At 71.1% G+C, this 15,304-nt stretch carries 12 protein-coding genes; all 12 read right to left on the bottom strand.

Translation table 11 applies throughout. The annotated features are described in order from the left end of the window. Positions 1 to 85 precede the first annotated feature (85 nt). Positions 86 to 862: a phosphate ABC transporter ATP-binding protein PstB gene (gene pstB, locus IE136_RS27935; RefSeq protein WP_158988757.1), complete on the bottom strand. Its 777-nt coding sequence runs from the start codon at positions 860 to 862 to the stop codon at positions 86 to 88. A gap of 27 nt (positions 863 to 889) precedes the next feature. After that, entirely contained in the window at positions 890 to 1,975 is a 1,086-nt protein-coding gene (gene pstA, locus IE136_RS27930) for a phosphate ABC transporter permease PstA (protein WP_158988758.1), read from the bottom strand. Beyond that, positions 1,972 to 2,946, bottom strand: a complete 975-nt coding sequence (gene pstC / locus IE136_RS27925) for a phosphate ABC transporter permease subunit PstC (RefSeq protein ID WP_158988759.1) — start codon at positions 2,944 to 2,946, stop codon at positions 1,972 to 1,974. The genes pstA and pstC overlap by 4 nt, the downstream gene beginning before the upstream one ends. 112 nt (positions 2,947 to 3,058) lie before the next feature. Beyond that, entirely contained in the window at positions 3,059 to 4,192 is a 1,134-nt protein-coding gene (pstS, locus tag IE136_RS27920) for a phosphate ABC transporter substrate-binding protein PstS (RefSeq protein WP_158988760.1), read from the bottom strand. A 303-nt stretch (positions 4,193 to 4,495) separates the two neighbouring features. Then, positions 4,496 to 4,921, bottom strand: coding sequence for an NUDIX hydrolase (locus IE136_RS27915; RefSeq protein ID WP_158988761.1), 426 nt, complete (start codon positions 4,919 to 4,921; stop codon positions 4,496 to 4,498). Next, positions 4,918 to 5,988 (bottom strand): CHAD domain-containing protein, encoded by a 1,071-nt coding sequence (locus IE136_RS27910; protein ID WP_158988762.1) that lies wholly within the window; start codon positions 5,986 to 5,988, stop codon positions 4,918 to 4,920. Before IE136_RS27910 ends, IE136_RS27915 begins: the two co-directional genes overlap by 4 nt. Positions 5,989 to 6,001: 13 nt before the next feature. Then, on the bottom strand, positions 6,002 to 8,272 hold the full coding sequence (locus IE136_RS27905) for an RNA degradosome polyphosphate kinase (RefSeq protein WP_158988763.1): 2,271 nt from the start codon (positions 8,270 to 8,272) through the stop codon (positions 6,002 to 6,004). Positions 8,273 to 8,539: 267 nt separating this feature from the next. Further along, on the bottom strand, positions 8,540 to 9,853 hold the full coding sequence (locus IE136_RS27900) for an APC family permease (RefSeq protein ID WP_158988764.1): 1,314 nt from the start codon (positions 9,851 to 9,853) through the stop codon (positions 8,540 to 8,542). Continuing rightward, entirely contained in the window at positions 9,853 to 10,956 is a 1,104-nt protein-coding gene (locus tag IE136_RS27895; protein ID WP_189601730.1) for a class I SAM-dependent methyltransferase, read from the bottom strand. Before IE136_RS27895 ends, IE136_RS27900 begins: the two co-directional genes overlap by 1 nt. Further along, positions 10,953 to 11,315, bottom strand: coding sequence for a Rieske (2Fe-2S) protein (locus IE136_RS27890; protein ID WP_158988766.1), 363 nt, complete (start codon positions 11,313 to 11,315; stop codon positions 10,953 to 10,955). Before IE136_RS27890 ends, IE136_RS27895 begins: the two co-directional genes overlap by 4 nt. After that, positions 11,312 to 12,664 (bottom strand): iron-containing redox enzyme family protein, encoded by a 1,353-nt coding sequence (locus IE136_RS27885; RefSeq protein ID WP_158988767.1) that lies wholly within the window; start codon positions 12,662 to 12,664, stop codon positions 11,312 to 11,314. The genes IE136_RS27890 and IE136_RS27885 overlap by 4 nt, the downstream gene beginning before the upstream one ends. 179 nt (positions 12,665 to 12,843) lie before the next feature. Continuing rightward, on the bottom strand, positions 12,844 to 14,907 hold the full coding sequence (locus tag IE136_RS27880; RefSeq protein ID WP_189601729.1) for an AfsR/SARP family transcriptional regulator: 2,064 nt from the start codon (positions 14,905 to 14,907) through the stop codon (positions 12,844 to 12,846). Between the last annotated feature and the right edge of the window lie 397 nt (positions 14,908 to 15,304).

Below are 15,304 nucleotides of genomic sequence, written 5' to 3'. Positions count from 1 at the left end.
CGGCTCCCCTGTGGGGGGCCGGGCCCTTCGTCATGCGGTGGCACCGCCATGCAGCACCGCACAACGGTCCTGGGGGTGTGTCGGCTTATCCGAAGCGGCCGGAGATGTAGTCCTCGGTCGCCTGGACGCTCGGGTTGGAGAAGATGCGCTCGGTGTCGTCCAGCTCGATCAGCTTGCCCGGCTGGCCCACGGCCGCCAGGTTGAAGAAGGCCGTACGGTCCGAGACGCGGGCGGCCTGCTGCATGTTGTGCGTCACGATGACGATCGTGAAGCGCTCCTTCAGCTCGCCGATCAGGTCCTCGATCGCCAGCGTCGAGATCGGGTCAAGGGCCGAGCAGGGCTCGTCCATGAGCAGGACGTCCGGCTCGACCGCGATCGCGCGGGCGATGCACAGACGCTGCTGCTGACCGCCGGAGAGGCCGGAGCCCGGCTTGTTCAGGCGGTCCTTGACCTCGTTCCAGAGGTTCGCGCCCTTGAGAGAGCGCTCGACGATCTCGCTGAGCTGTGACTTCTTGTACTTGCCGTTCAGCCGGAGGCCCGCCGCGACGTTGTCGAAGATCGACATGGTCGGGAAGGGGTTCGGGCGCTGGAAGACCATGCCGACCGTACGGCGCACGGCGACCGGGTCGACGTGGGAGCCGTACAGGTTCTCGTCGTCCAGCATCACCTTGCCCTCGACGCGGCCACCGGGGGTGACCTCGTGCATCCGGTTCAAGGTGCGCAGGAAGGTGGACTTGCCACAGCCGGAGGGGCCGATGAAGGCCGTCACCGAGCGGGGCTCGACGGTCATGGAGATGTCGTCGATCGCCTTGTGGGCGCCGTAGTAGGCGGAGAGGCCGCTGACGTCGATTCGCTTGGCCATATCAATTCACTTCCAAGGTGGCCGCGGTCAGCGGCCGGTCTTCGGGGCCTTCCAGCGGGCGATGCCGCGGGCCACCAGGTTGAGGATCATGACGAAGGCGATCAGGACGAGCGCGGCGGCCCAGGCGCGGGCCACGGCGGCGTCGGTGCCGACCGCGTACTGCTCGTACACGTAGAGCGGCAGCGAGGACTGGGCGCCTTCGAAGGGGTTCGGGTTGATGAGCTTCGTACCGAACACGAGGAGCAGCACGGGGGCCGTCTCACCGGTGATGCGGGCGACCGCGAGCATGACGCCCGTGGTGATGCCGCCGATCGCGGTGGGCAGGACCACCTTCAGGATCGTGCGCCACTTCGGGATGCCGAGGGCCAGGGAGGCCTCGCGCAGCTCGTTGGGGACGAGCTTGAGCATCTCCTCGGTGGAGCGGACCACGACCGGCATCATCAGGATGGCGAGCGCCATCGCGCCGGCGAATCCGGAGGGCCCGAAGCCCAGCATCAGGTTCCAGGTGGCGAGGATGAACAGGCCCGCGACGATCGAGGGGATGCCCGTCATGACGTCGACGAAGAAGGTGACGGCCTGGGAGAGCTTCCCGCCGCCGTACTCGACGAGGTAGACCGCGGTCAGCAGGCCGATCGGCGCGGCGATCAGGGTGGCGATGCCGACCTGTTCGATGGTGCCGAGCAGAGCGTGGTAGACGCCGCCGCCGGCCTCGGCGTCGAGGACGCCGTTCATCGAGTGGGTGAGGAAGTACGGGTCGAGTACTTCGAGGCCCTTGCTGATCGTGACCCAGGCGAGGGAGAGCAGCGGGACGACGGCCAGGATGAAGCAGACCCAGACGAGGCTGGTCGCGACCCGGTCCTTGGCCTGCCGGGAGCCCTCCACCTTGGTGGTGATCACGTAGGTGGCGAGGACGAAGAACGTCGCGGCGACGAGGCCCCACTGGATGCGGCTGTGCCAGCCGGCGGCGAGCCCGAGGCCGACGGCCGCGGTGATCGAGCCGACGGCGACGGCGAAGGGGGTCCAGCGCGGCAGCCGGGCGTGACGCAGCGGGTCGTGCTTCACGGCGGTGGTGGTGGTCACCGGCGGACGGTCCTGGATGGCGTTGTGGCTCATGCTGCGGCCCCCGAGTACTCCTTGCGGCGGCCGATGATCCAGCGGGCCGCGCCGTTGACCAGCAGGGTGATGACGAAGAGGACGAGACCGGAGGCGATCAGCGCGTCACGGCCGAACTCGTTGGCCTCGTTGAACTTCGCCGCGATGTTCTGGGCGAAGGTGCCGCCACCCGGGTCGAGGAGGTGGCCCGAGATGACGAAGCTGGGGGAGAGGACGACGGCCACGGCCATGGTCTCGCCGAGCGCTCGGCCGAGGCCCAGCATCGAGGCGGAGATGATGCCCGAGCGGCCGAAGGGGAGGACCGACATCCGGATGACCTCCCAGCGCGTGGCGCCGAGGGCGAGCGCGGCCTCTTCGTGCATCTTCGGGACCTGGAGGAAGACCTCGCGGGTCACGTTGGTGATGATCGGCAGGATCATGATCGCCAGCAGGATGCCCACGGTGAACAGGGACCGGGCGACACCGTCGCTGGACTTGTCGAAGATGTACGTCCAGCCCATGTAGTCGTCGAGCCACTTGTTCAGGCCGCCGAGGTACGGGACGAGGAAGATCGCGCCCCAGAGGCCGTAGATGATGCTGGGGACGGCGGCGAGCAGGTCGACCACGTACGCGAGCGGCTTGGCCAGCTTGCGCGGGGCGTAGTGCGAGATGAACAGCGCGATGCCGATCGCCACCGGCACGGCGATGACCATGGCGATGATCGACGAGACGACGGTGCCGAAGGCGAGGACCGCGATGCCGAAGACCGGTGGCTGGCCGGCCGGGTTCCACTCGGAGGTGGTGAGGAAGTTCGTGGAGTCCTGGGAGATCGCGAGGACGGCGCGGTAGGTGAGGAAGACCGCGATCGCGGCCATGATCACCAGCAGGGTGATGCCGGAGCCGCGGGACAGGCCGAGGAAGACCTTGTCTCCGGGGCGGGACGCGCCCTCGGCGCGCCGGCTGTTGCGTATGGGTGGTGTCGTTGTCACCATCGGTCTCTCCGGTCTGCGGGGCGGGTACGGAGGTACGGGCCCCTGGCGGCGGTGCACCGGATGCCGGTGCCGGTCCGTCGGGTTCGGGTGACGGACCGGCACCGGCCGGGGATCAGGACAGGGTGGGGACGATCTCGCGGACCTTGGCCGCGATCTCGGCCGGGAGCGGGGCGTAACCGGCGTCGGAGAGGACCTTCTGGCCCTCCTCGCCGGCGGCGTAGTTCAGGAAGGCCTTCAGGGTCGGCAGGGTCTCCGCCTTGTTGCCCTTGTCGCAGGCGATCTCGTACGTGACGAGGATGAGCGGGTAGGCGCCCTCGGCCTTGGTGGCGTAGTCCAGGGAGAGGGCCAGGTCGCTGCCGGTGCCCTTGACCTTGGCGGCGGCGATGGCCTTGGAGGCGTTCTCCGTGGTGGCCTCGACCGGGGCGGCGGCACCGGTGTTCACCTTGACCGTGGAGATCTTGTTGGCGCTCGCGTAGGAGAGCTCGAAGTAGCCGATGGAGCCCTCGGCGTCCTTCACCGCGGTGGCGACACCGGAGGAGCCGTTGGCGGCCTGGCCGCCGGGGGCGGGCCACGACTTCGCCTTCGGGTCGTGCTTCCAGTCGGCCGGGGCGGCGGTGGAGAGGTACTTGCCCAGGTTCTGGGTGGTGCCCGACTCGTCGGAGCGGTGGAAGGCCTGGATCGTGGAGTCCGGCAGCTTGGCGCCCGGGTTGAGCTTGGCGATCGCCGGGTCGTTCCACTTGGTGATCTTCGTGTCGAAGATCTTGGCGATGGTGGAGGCGTCCAGGACCAGGTTGTCCACGCCGTCCAGCTTGTAGCCGATGGCGATGGGACCACCGACCATCGGCAGGTTGATGCCCTTGCCGCCCTTGCAGATCTTCTGCGACTCGGCGACCTCTTCTTCCTTCAGGGCGGAGTCGGAGCCGGCGAAGGCGACCTGGCCCTGGTTGAACTTGGTGATGCCGCCGCCGGAGCCGATGGCCTGGTAGTTGACCTCGACACCCTCACAGGCGGCCTGGAAGTTCTTGACCCACAGGTCCATGGCGTTCTTCTGCGCGCTGGACCCGGCGGCGAGAAGCTGACCCTTGGCACCGTCGCACTTGATGTTCGACGCGGCGGCGGACGTCTTGTCGCCGTTCGGCGCGGAGGTGTTGTTGTCCGAACCACACGCCGAGAGGACGAGGGCGCCGGAGACGACGAGGGCACCGATCGCAGAGGCGCGAAGCCCGTTGTTGCGCGAAAGCTTCACTTTCGGGTGTTCCTTCCAGAAGCCGCCTGCCGCGGACCTTGGTGTCCTGAACGTTCTACGGCGGCGTGTGTCGGGTTGCGGGTGCGTCGCTGTGCTCGTGCACCTTGTACGGCCGAAATTAGGCAGATCAGGTGAAGCGGTCTGCGGGAGAGGGTGAACGGCAAGTGAACCGTGCCGGAAGCCCGGGTGTGGGAGCCCCGGGCGGTCGGCGGGGCGGGGCGCGAGGTCCCGGAGACGCGGTCGCTGGGGGCCGCGGGCGCTCGGGCCGCGGTGGGTGCGGGCGTCGTGCCGCGGTGGAGGCATTCAGTGCCGGGTCGTCGACATGAGGGCGTCGAGGAGTTCACGGTCCCTCGGCTGGGTGAGGCGGGTACGGGCCGCCGGGGGCGGCAGCCAGAGGAGGCGGTCGACCTCGGTCGTCGGGGTGAACGTGCCGCCCAGGGCCTCGGCCGACCAGTACGTGACCTCCTTCGGCCGGCCGTTCGCCAGGTAGCGGGCCGTCGGCAGGCGGGGTCCCAGGACGCAGTTCTGGCCGGTTTCCTCCCTCACCTCGCGCACGGCGCACTCCCGCGGCGTCTCGTTCCGCTTCAGCTTGCCCTTCGGCAGGGACCAGTCGTCGTACTTCGGCCGGTGCACCAGCGCGATCTCGATGGCCGCGCCGCCCTCGCCGCCGCCGGGCGCCCGGCGCCACAGGACACAGCCGGCCGCCCGTACCGGCTCCTGGGGTGTCATGGGACGGCCGCCGTCGCTCTGCGCCAGGCGTTCTGGAAGGCGAAGCGGGCCGCCTCGACCTCGTGGCGCTGGTCCGCGTGGAGGACGCCGAGGGCGTACGCGGTGGCCGGGGCGATGCGGGGGGTGCGGGCCGCCGTGGCCGCGGCGGTGGCCGCCTCGGCGGCGTCGCGGTGGCGGTCCAGGGCGCGTCCCGCTTCGTAGAGGACGGGGTCCGGGGAGGTACGGGTGTGCAGGACCTCGGAGGCGTACCGGTGGAGGCGCAGCAGGAGCCGGGTCTGGTGCCAGGGCGCGTCCTGGGCCTCGCCGGCCGCGAGGCCGAGGGCCTCGGCGTTGTACGGGTGGGCCGCGCGGGCCAGGGGCAGGCCGGCCACCGCGTCCAGGAGGCGGCGCTCGACGGCCTCGGCGGGCGCGTCGAGGACCTCGACGGCCGGGGCGGTGCCGGCCGGGCCGAGCGGGACCTCGGAGGCGAGAAGGGCGACGGCGTCGGCGACCGCGTGGAAGCGGGAGGAGCCGAGCGCCTGGAGCGCCGCCGAGTGGGCTCGGGTACGGGCCAGGGTGAGCTGGCGTTCGAGGAGGGCGCCGGCGCGGGCGGCGCCGACGGTGAGCCCGGCTCCGCCCGCGCCCCGGGCAGTCGGCACCGGCCCGCTGCCGCTCGACAGGCGGGACAGCGCGTCCACCAGGCGGACGAGTCGCGAGGTGCAGGCGTGCTCCAGGGCCAGGGTTCCGGACAGCCAGGACAGCTCCGCGCGCAGCTGGTCGGCCCAGGCGGCGTCCAGGAGCGGCCGGAAGGTGTGCAGGGTGCCGCCGATGCGGCGGGCGGCCGCGCGCAGGGATCGGGCCGCCTCCTCCGCGCCGGTGGTGTCCGCCCCGCTCTCGGCGTGCAGGCGCAGGCCCCGCAGGAAGTCGCCGGCGCGTGCCTGCAGGTAGGGCGTGAGGACCTCGCCCGCGGTGACTCCTCCGGCGGCTCCGGTGACTCCGGTGACTCCGGCGGGTCTGCCGGCGGGTCCACGGGGTCCACCGGCGGACCCGGCCGGGACTCTCGCCGTGAGGTCCGCGGAGGTTTTCATGGGGACGTCGTGGTCAGGGCTGTGCACGTCGGCGCCTCCGCGCGTCGATGAGCATCTCCTGGACGTGCCGCAGCGGCTGGCCTTCGGGATCGGTCGCGTGGCGCGTCCAGTTCCCGTCCGGGCCGAGGTGCCAGGAGGAGGTGGTGTCGGACATTCCGGTCTCCAGGAGCCGGGTCAGGGCCGCCCGGTGGGCCGGGTCGGAGACCCGCACCAGCGCCTCTATGCGCCGGTCCAGGTTCCGGTGCATCATGTCGGCGCTGCCCAGCCAGACCTCGGGCTCGCCGCCGTTGCCGAAGGTGAAGACCCGGGAGTGCTCCAGGAAGCGGCCGAGGATCGAGCGGACCCGGATGTTCTCGGACAGGCCGGCGACGCCGGGCCGGACGGCGCAGATGCCGCGGACCCAGATGTCGACCGGGACGCCCGCCTGTGCGGCCCGGTAGCAGGCGTCGATGATGGCCTCGTCGACCAGCGAGTTGACCTTGATCCGGACATAGGCGGGCCGGCCGGCCCGGTGGTGGGCGATCTCCTTGTGGATCCGGGAGACCAGGCCGTCCCGCAGGGACTTCGGGGCGGTCAGCAGCCGTCGGTAGGTCTCGCGGCGGGAGTAGCCGGAGAGCCGGTTGAACAGGTCGGACAGGTCGGCGCCGACCTGCGGGTCGGCGGTGAGCAGGCCGAGGTCCTCGTAGAGCCGGGCGGTCTTCGGGTGGTAGTTGCCGGTGCCGACGTGCGAGTAGCGGCGCAGCAGCTCGCCCTCCTGCCGGACCACGAGCGACAGCTTGCAGTGCGTCTTGAGGCCGACGAGGCCGTAGACGACGTGGCAGCCGGCCTCCTCCAGCTTGCGCGCCCACTTGATGTTGGCCTGCTCGTCGAAGCGGGCCTTGATCTCGACGAGGACGAGGACCTGCTTGCCGCTCTCGGCGGCGTCGATGAGGGCGTCGACTATGGGGGACTTGCCGGAGGTGCGGTACAGCGTCTGCTTGATGGCGAGGACGTCCGGGTCGGCCGCCGCCTGCTCCAGGAAGGCCTGGACGGAGGTCGAGAAGGAGTCGTACGGGTGGTGAAGCAGCACGTCCCGCTCGCGCAGCGCCATGAAGATGTCGGGCGCGGAGGCCGACTCGACCTCGGCCAGGTCGCGGTGGGTGCCGGCGACGAACTTGGGGTACTTCAGCTCCGGCCGGTCGAGGGACGCGATGCCGAAGAGGCCGGTCAGGTCGAGCGGGCCGGGCAGCGGGTAGACCTCGGCGTCGGAGACCTTCAGCTCACGGACGAGCAGATCGAGGACGTACGGGTCGATGGACTCCTCGACCTCCAGGCGGACCGGCGGTCCGAAGCGGCGACGGAGCAGCTCCTTCTCCAGCGCCTGGAGCAGGTTCTCGGTGTCGTCCTCCTCCACCTCCAGGTCCTCGTTCCGGGTCACCCGGAACATGTGGTGGGCCAGCACCTCCATGCCGGGGAAGAGCTCCTCGAGGTGCGCGGCGATGACGTCCTCCAAGGGGACGTAACGCTGCGGGGAGGCTTCCAGGAAGCGGGAGAGGAGCGGCGGCACCTTGACGCGGGCGAAGTGCCGGTGGCCGCTGACCGGGTTGCGGACGACCACGGCGAGGTTGAGCGAGAGTCCCGAGATGTACGGGAAGGGGTGCGCGGGGTCGACGGCGAGCGGGGTGAGGACCGGGAAGATCTGCTGCCGGAACAGGGTGAAGAGCCGTGCCTGCTCCTTCTCCGTGAGCTCGGGCCAGCGGATGAGGTGGATGCCCTCGTCGGCGAGGGCCGGGGCCACGTCCTGCTGGTAGCAGGCGGCGTGCCGGGCCATGAGCTCGCGCGAGCGGGTCCAGATGAGGTCGAGCACCTCGCGGGGCTGCAGACCGGAGGCGGAGCGGGTGGCGACGCCGGTGGCGATGCGGCGCTTGAGGCCGGCGACGCGGACCATGAAGAACTCGTCGAGGTTCGACGCGAAGATGGCGAGGAAGTTCGCTCGCTCCAGCAGGGGCGTCGTCGGGTCCTCGGCCAGTTCGAGCACCCGCTCGTTGAAGGCGAGCCAGCTGCGCTCCCGGTCGAGGAAGCGGCCTTGGGGAAGCTCGCCCTCGGCGCCGTCGTCCTCGTACGCGTCCAGATCGGCGTCGAGGTCGGGCTCCAGGTCCGAGACCGGGCCGGAGGCGACCGTGTGGGAGCGGTGTGCGGCTATGGAGCCGACGGTGGGCTGACCGTTCGCACCGTTCGGCGCGGACTCGGGGGCGGACGGCGTGGCGGAGGACTGGACCGGGACCTCGGCGGGCTGCTGGCTCATGGCCCCATTCTTCCGCGCGAAGGGGTGGTCGGGCGCGTCGGAGCGGGCCGTGGTGGAGGGAAGTCTCCCTTTGGGGAGCGCCTTGTGGGGCGCGTGCACGGCGGGCTTCATTGCGTGAGCGTCGCAAGCGTGTCTGAATGGCCGGTAACGGTGACGTGTCGTACGGGCGACCGTGGGCGATGTTGTGCGGTGAAACCGGGGCGGGCACCGCGAGACAGCGGAAGGGCCGGGCGGAGTCCGCCCGGCCCTTCCCGTTGCGCGGTTTCGTCAGACGGCCGGCTCCCGCGCCGCCGATCGCCGCTTCGTCCGGTGCACCACGAACGCGAAGACGAGCAGGCCCGCGGGGTAGAGCAGGACCCAGCCGAAGCCGACGAGCATGGCGAGGACGGGAAGACCGGCCACCAGCGCGAGCAGCCGCTGCCCGGGGCGCGTGTACAGCTTGGCGTAGCTGAGCACCGAGATCGCGTACCCCATCACGAAGTTCACCGTCGACAGCTCGACCACCCGCGTCAGGCTGATCAGGCCCAGCGCGTGGACGAGAACGACACCGCCGAACATGAGCACCGAGAGCAGCACAGCCGGCCGGGGCGCGCCCGAGCGGGCGTCGACCTTGGCCAGGGTCGCCGGCAGCAGGCCGTCCCGGGCGGTCGCGAAGACGATCCGGGAGGTCGCCCAGGTGCCGCCCATGAGCGTCGCGAAGATGATCGCGGCGCCCAGGGCCGCCGCGACCCGGCCGCTCGCGTCACCGAGCACCTGCTGCAGGACGGCGACCACCGGCGCCTCGGAGAGCAGCGGGTCGTCCGGGGCGACGACGAGCTGCACCGCCAGGGAGATGCCCAGGTAGAGCGCGACGACGATGACGAACGTGATGCCGATGACGAGCGGGAAGTCGCGCCGCGGGTTGCGGTACTCCTCCGCGGTGGAGGAGACCAGCTCCCAGCCGGTGTACGCGAAGAACACCAGGCCCACGGCCGGCAGCGAGGCCATCCACTGCGTGGGCGGCGCCAGCTCCCCGTGGAGGGCGCCGGAGTCGACCATCGCCGGGGCGAAGGCGACGAGGGCGAGGAGCAGCAGCAGGCCGATGGTGACCGCCGACTGGATGCCGCCGGCCAGCCGGGAGCCCGCGGCCTGGAGCAGGCCGATCACGACGAGGTAGCCGAGGGCCACCCAGCCGCCCGCGCCGCTGTTGCCGAGGAGCGCGGCGACGTAGTTGCCGCCGCTGATCGCCATGACCGCGCCGCCGAACGCGCAGGCACCGATGAGGATCACCGCCGCGGCGGTGGAGCCCGGTGCTCCGAACGCCGCCTGGGCGAAGCCCTGGACGCCGCCGGCTGTCGGGTAGCGGGCGCCGAGCCGGGCGAAGACGATCAGGAGCGGAAGGACCACGACGGCGGCCGCCAGCCAGGCGTAGACGGCGCTGGAGCCGACCTGGGCGTAGGCGAGACCGGGCAGCACGAGCAGACCGCTGCCGATGATCATTCCGGTGGCGACGCCGACACCCCTGGGGACGGTCAGTGTCTTGTGGAGCTCCGAACTCTCCTGCCGCTCCTCGGACTTGGGGCCCTCATTCGTGACTGCCATTACCTCACCCGGGTGTGTGGGACCGCGTGCGCGGGACCGACCAGAACGCGCTGCCCATCATGCGCGGCGCGGAACCCGAGGGGGGAGTCCTTCTCCAGCCTCCAGGGCTCGGGAAGGGTTTGAATGGCTTGTTTCCAGTGGGAGCCGGTGTCCGAAGGGCTGTTGGAGAGGGTCACGCCCTCGGCGAGGTCGAGCTCGAACCACATCACCACCGCGTGGGCGCTGCCGCTCTCCCGGGGGGTGATGTCCACGTGGTGCGTGGTCGGTTCTATGTCCTGGGCGAAGTCGAAGCGGAAGATCTCCACCGGTTCGGTGAGCGGGCGGTGCCGGTAGTTGCTGAGCGTGGTGGAGAAGTACTCCAGGGAGGTCAGTGAGGCGAACGGCCTGAAGTCGAAGCCGTCGACCTCCCCGACGTGGTTGAGCGAGTGGAGCTCGGGGCTCTCCACGAACTGGGCGAACAGCCGGCCCGAGCGGGGCAGGATGACGGCGTCGGGGGTGAGCAGTTCCCGGCGGGCGTGCGCGAGCGCGGGCACGACGAACTCGCCGAGGAGCGCGCAGTCGAAGATCTCGGTGACCAGGACGTCGGCCCGGCGTGGCAGGTCGACCCCGACGCGCAGGTCGGTGGAGAGGCTGGAGACGACGGTGACGACGTCGGCGTACCCGTTCTGCTTGACGATCTCGCGGGCCGTGGAGGCGACGACGTCGACCGCTTCGCAGGTGACGACCCGGCTCGCGCCCGAGCGGGCGGCGAGCAGCGAGAGGAGTCCGGCGCCGGTGCCGATGTCGAGCACCAACTGGTCTTCGCCGACGACCTGTTGGATCGCCTTGGCGTAGGCCTGGTTGCGTTCGGCGTCGTTCATCATGCCGAAGTGCCAGCGCGGTACGAGGGCGCGTACGGCGCGGTTGATCTCGCGGCGGAAGCGGTGGGCGCCTGCGTCGAACCGGGCCGCCGAGCTGAACAGGTCGTAGGCGCGTTCGTACTGGCGCTGGGCCATCGCCTCCTCGCCGAGTGCCAGCAGGGTCTGGCAGGGGTCGGCCGAGTCCGCCGGGCCCCGGGGGGTGAGGAGGTCCAGGTGGGTGCTTTCCGTGGCAGTCAGGTTCATGCCGCGTCGACTCCTGCTCGGACCATGGTGTGGACGGGGACGGGGTCGTGCTCTCCGGCGGGCAGGTACACGGTGACGGTGTCCCCGACCCGTACGGAGGGGTGTGAGCGGTCGCAGAGGCGGCCGACCGGGAACAGGCCGCCGTGCCAGGGGCAGCGCAGCCTGTCCCCGTCGACGTCCCCGAGGTGCAGCGGGCCGCCCCGGTGGGGGCAGCTGCTGCTGATGACGTGCACGGCCTTGTCGCGTTCCATCACGAAGTACAGGTCGTCGCCGGCGACGAGCGCGTTGTGGGCGGAGCGGCTGAACTCCGCCCGGACGCGGGGCTGGGCGGGCGCCTTGGCTCCCTTGCGGCCCTTCACGCGGCCGGTCCGGTCGCGAGCTGCGTGCGGCCCTCGGCCCGTACGCCGTAGAGCCGGCCGGCGGGTACGACGACGGACCTGCCCTGCGGCACGCGCAGGGGGTCGCCGGTCGCGGAGGTGTACAGCAGCGCCTCGCCGCCCAGGACGTGGAGGCGGGTGGCGGCCGGGGCTACCTGGGTGTCGAACGCGCTGTCGCTGTCGAGCTCCACGACGACGCCGGCCGGGCCGTCGGCGGGGGCGTCGGAGAGCGCCGGGTCCCAGGTGAGCTGGGCGAGCAGGTCGGCGCCGGCCAGCCGGTCCAGCAGCTGGATCTCCTCGACGCCCTGCAACAGGCCCTTGACGGCGACGGGGCCGTGCTTGCGGGCGAGCGGGATGAGCAGGTCGTCGATGGCCATCCGGCCGTGGTGCTGGTCGATGTGGGCGTGCTCGTCGCAGTAGCGGGTGTCGACGGCGTCGCCGTACACGTCGCGGAAGACCTTGGTGAGGTCGCCGAACCAGGAGGCGAAGGTGGCCTCCAGGAAGGCCATCGCGCCGATGTAGCGGAAGAAGCCGGTGCGGTTGCGGGTCGCCCAGTAGAAGTAGTTGTTGATCGCGATCGAGCTGGGCAGGTAGAAGAACCAGTAGTGGTGCGAGGTCGTGGCCATGCCGACGCTCGAGCACAGCTCCATGAAGAGGGTGCTGTGCTTGGCCGGGAAGACGCCGTAGCCGAACTCGTCGACGAAGATCTTGAAGAGTTCGCTCTGCTCCGGGCCGAAGGCACCGCCGAGGTTCTGGGACATCGCGGTGGCCTCGGTCAGGCCGTCGAGCGCCATCTGGACGATCTGGGTGCCGGCCGCGATCCGGGGCGACTTCGCGGCGCGGATGGCGTCGAAGACCGGGCGCGAGCCCGGGCTGTTGGCCTGGTCGACGGAGTGCCGCAGGTGGGCGCGGAGGGTGTCCTCGTCCCACTGACCGGAGACGCCGACGGAGTCGTCGAGGAAACCGAAGGCGAATCGTTCCATCTGGGGGCGGATGCGTTCGCCAGCCAACCGGCTGTCGGAGTGGTAGAAGGCGCTGAAGTCGTCCTCGAACGTGCGCAGTCCGGCGGCGGGCAGGAACAGCGCGTCGCTCTCGTACACGTTCATGAGGAGACGGTTCGCCAGCAGGCTCCGGTCGGAGGCGAAGGTCTCCTCGTCGAGGGGACGGCTCCAGTCGAGCTCGGCGACGCGCTCGGGGTTCAAGGGGCGGTGGTACGGGTTGTTCGGGATGAACGGTTCGCTGGTCGAGCGGAACTGTGACAAGCGGCTGTACCGGACGCTCTCCTCGGTCAGGTTGCCGAAGGCGCTGTCCGGGCTGGTGCTCGTGGTCATCGTGATCGTGCCCCTCCGTTACTTCACCGCTCCGAGTGGGTGCTCGTGGGCGGCTCTCGCACAGTGACGGTCGTGGTGACGCACGCGATTGTGCGCAGGGGTGTCTGAAGAAGGTCTGAAGAGTGTCCGGTCCATGTTCTTGGAGCGGACCCGCGCCTTCGCCGAGCGGTCGGCGGCCGTCAGCGCCGGGCGAGCGCCTCCGGTCGGCAGAGGCCCTGGAAGCCATCGCTCCGGATCGGCGTGAGCAGCTGCGTCGGACGGGCGCCGGTCTGATCGGCCGCTGTCACGCACTCCGCCGGTACGCGGTCGGCGGTCACGCGCTCCGCCGCCGCCCGCTCCGCCGCGTAGATCGCGACGAGTTCGTTGAAGCGGTAGGCGTCGGAGCCGCTGCGCTCCAGCAGACCGACGTCGGCCAGGGCCTCGAGCCGACGGCAGGCCGCCGCCGGGTCGCCGCCCGTGAGGGCGGAGGCGGCCGCGGCCCCGATCGCCCCGGCCCCGATCGCCCCGGTGCCGATCGCCCCGGTCCCTGACCCGGCTCCCCCCCCGGCTGCGCCCAGTGCGCGGAAGAACCGCGCCTCCTCCTCCCCGAGGGCGAGGTAGCTCGCCGCCAGGGCGCGGCGCACGCTGGAGGCGCCGTCGTCCTCGACGCTCAGCTGGTCGAGCCGGGTCCGCGGGTCCGCGTACCGCTCGGCCAGCTCCCCCGGGGACAGATACGGGTTGGCGGCCATGGTCCCGACGGCGATCCGGATCCCCAGCGGGAGCCGTCCGCAGTACTCGGCCAGCAGCTCCACCGCCTCGCGCTGTCCGGCGCAGCGCTCGGGGCCGACCAGGGCGACGAAGAGGTCGGCGGCGGCCCGCGGGTCCAAGGGACGCAGACCGATCCGCCGTGCGCCCTCGCGGGTGAGGAGTCCGCGCTGGAGCCGGCGGCTGGTGACGATCACGGCCGACGGGCCGGAGGGCACGAGGGGCCGCAGCTGGCCCGCGTGGTCCGCGTCGTCGAGGAGGAGCAGCATCCGCCGGCCGTGCATCAGGCCGCGGTAGAGGGCGATGCGTCCTTCGAGGTCGTGCGGGAGCCGGTCGCGCTCGACGCCGAGCCCCTGGAGGAGCCGGCCGAGCGCGTCGCAGGGGGAGCGGGGTCCGTCGTCGTCGGTGGTGCGCAGATCGACGTACAGCTGACCGTCGGGGAACTCCCGCGCGCACTCATGCGCGAGTTCGAGGGCGAATGCGGTCTTGCCGACTCCGGCCGGTCCGTCGACGGTGAGGATTGCGGCCGTGCTGTCGCGCGGGGAATTCTCCCGGGCGAGTCCCTGCCGACCGAGCTGGAGTTCCGATTCCCGGCCGATGAAAACCCGGGCCGTCGCCGGCAGCTGATTGAGCGACGATTCCGGAGCCCCGGGAAAGGGATTCCGTTTCCCGGTGGTGGCGGGCGTCTTCCCCGGTGGACACGCGACCGGTGGCGGGGTGTCGATGGCGATGTCGCCCGCGAGGATCCGCTCGTGCAGATCGCGTAATTCGGGGCCGGGGTCGATGCCCAGCTCCTCGCGCAGGTGCCTCCTGGCGTCGTCGTACGCCTGGATCGCGTGGGCCTGCCGGCCGCTGCGGGCGAGCGCCAGCATGTGCAGATGGCGTAGCCGTTCGTGCAGCGGCTCCTGGGCGATGGCCTCGGAGCAGGCGACGACGGCGGCCTCGTGGCGACCGGCGGCGATCAGACCGGCGATCCATCCCTCGGTCGCGGAGAAGCGCATCTCGCGCAGCCGGGCGCGCTCCAGGGCCGCGTACGGTCCGGGAATGCCGCTGAGCGCCTCGCCGCGCCACAGCCCGAGCGCCGACGCGAAGCGCTCGAAGGCGGCCGTGGCCCGGCCCGCCGAGGCCAGGGCCCGGGCCTCCTCGTAGCGGCGGACGAAGGTCAGGGAGTCCACCGCCTCGGCGGGCAGGCGCAGTTCGTACCCGCCTGCGCGGGAGACGATGAAGGCGCCGGACTCCCGGCTGCCGCGCTCCGGTTCGAGGATCCGGCGCAGTCCGGCGACGTACGTGTGCACGGCGTTGGCGGCCGAGGCCGGGGCGTCTGCGCCCCAGAGCGCGTCCACGATCTGCTCGCGGCTGACGACGGTGCCCCGATGGCCGGCGAGGAGCGCGAGGACGGCGCGCTGTTTGGGCGGGCCCACGGCGAGCTCCCGGCCCTCGTGCCAGATGCGGAGTGGTCCGAGCAGATACAGGGCGAGGCGGTGCTGCGGGTCGGACATGGGCCATCACTCCAGGACCGGGCGTCGACGAAGAGGAACGTTGACCGGTGGTTCAGGAGGTGGTGTGTGCGGTGTCCGGATGCCCCGTGGGGATGCCCCAGGACGGCCGATGACCTCGCATACGACAGGAACCGCACGACCGCATGACGCAGACCCTCCCCCGTGCCGCGATCGGCGCATATGCCAGAAGGCGCATGCGCCGGACGCACATTCAGGCTAGGCGGGCACGAGCACCGGCCGAAAGTTCACACTCGGCCGTGGTGTTATGCCGCCGGATATCCCGTCAATGGGCGGCGGAATGGCGAACGCGCCCCCACGAGAGATGGCGCGTTCTTTATGGCATCTCGCCATCAAACAAGACATTGGGGAATCCTGGCCGGGTGACCGGACACGGGGC

The organism is Streptomyces lateritius (assembly GCF_014649715.1).
In the GTDB taxonomy this organism is placed as follows: Bacteria; Actinomycetota; Actinomycetes; order Streptomycetales; family Streptomycetaceae; genus Streptomyces; species Streptomyces lateritius.
The sequence above is the reverse complement of the archived record's forward strand: the minus strand, read 5'-3'. Positions and strand labels throughout refer to the sequence as shown.

Excerpts from the sequence above, each read along its gene's own strand:
- pstB (WP_158988757.1), bottom strand. The coding sequence starts at position 862 with ATGGCCAAGCGAATCGACGTCAGCGGCCTCTCCGCCTACTACGGCGCC.
- pstA (WP_158988758.1), bottom strand. The coding sequence starts at position 1,975 with ATGAGCCACAACGCCATCCAGGACCGTCCGCCGGTGACCACCACCACC.
- pstC (WP_158988759.1), bottom strand. The coding sequence starts at position 2,946 with ATGGTGACAACGACACCACCCATACGCAACAGCCGGCGCGCCGAGGGC.
- IE136_RS27915 (WP_158988761.1), bottom strand. The coding sequence starts at position 4,921 with ATGACACCCCAGGAGCCGGTACGGGCGGCCGGCTGTGTCCTGTGGCGC.
- IE136_RS27910 (WP_158988762.1), bottom strand. The coding sequence starts at position 5,988 with ATGAAAACCTCCGCGGACCTCACGGCGAGAGTCCCGGCCGGGTCCGCC.
- IE136_RS27905 (WP_158988763.1), bottom strand. The coding sequence starts at position 8,272 with ATGAGCCAGCAGCCCGCCGAGGTCCCGGTCCAGTCCTCCGCCACGCCG.
- IE136_RS27900 (WP_158988764.1), bottom strand. The coding sequence starts at position 9,853 with ATGGCAGTCACGAATGAGGGCCCCAAGTCCGAGGAGCGGCAGGAGAGT.
- IE136_RS27895 (WP_189601730.1), bottom strand. The coding sequence starts at position 10,956 with ATGAACCTGACTGCCACGGAAAGCACCCACCTGGACCTCCTCACCCCC.
- IE136_RS27885 (WP_158988767.1), bottom strand. The coding sequence starts at position 12,664 with ATGACCACGAGCACCAGCCCGGACAGCGCCTTCGGCAACCTGACCGAG.
- IE136_RS27880 (WP_189601729.1), bottom strand. The coding sequence starts at position 14,907 with ATGTCCGACCCGCAGCACCGCCTCGCCCTGTATCTGCTCGGACCACTC.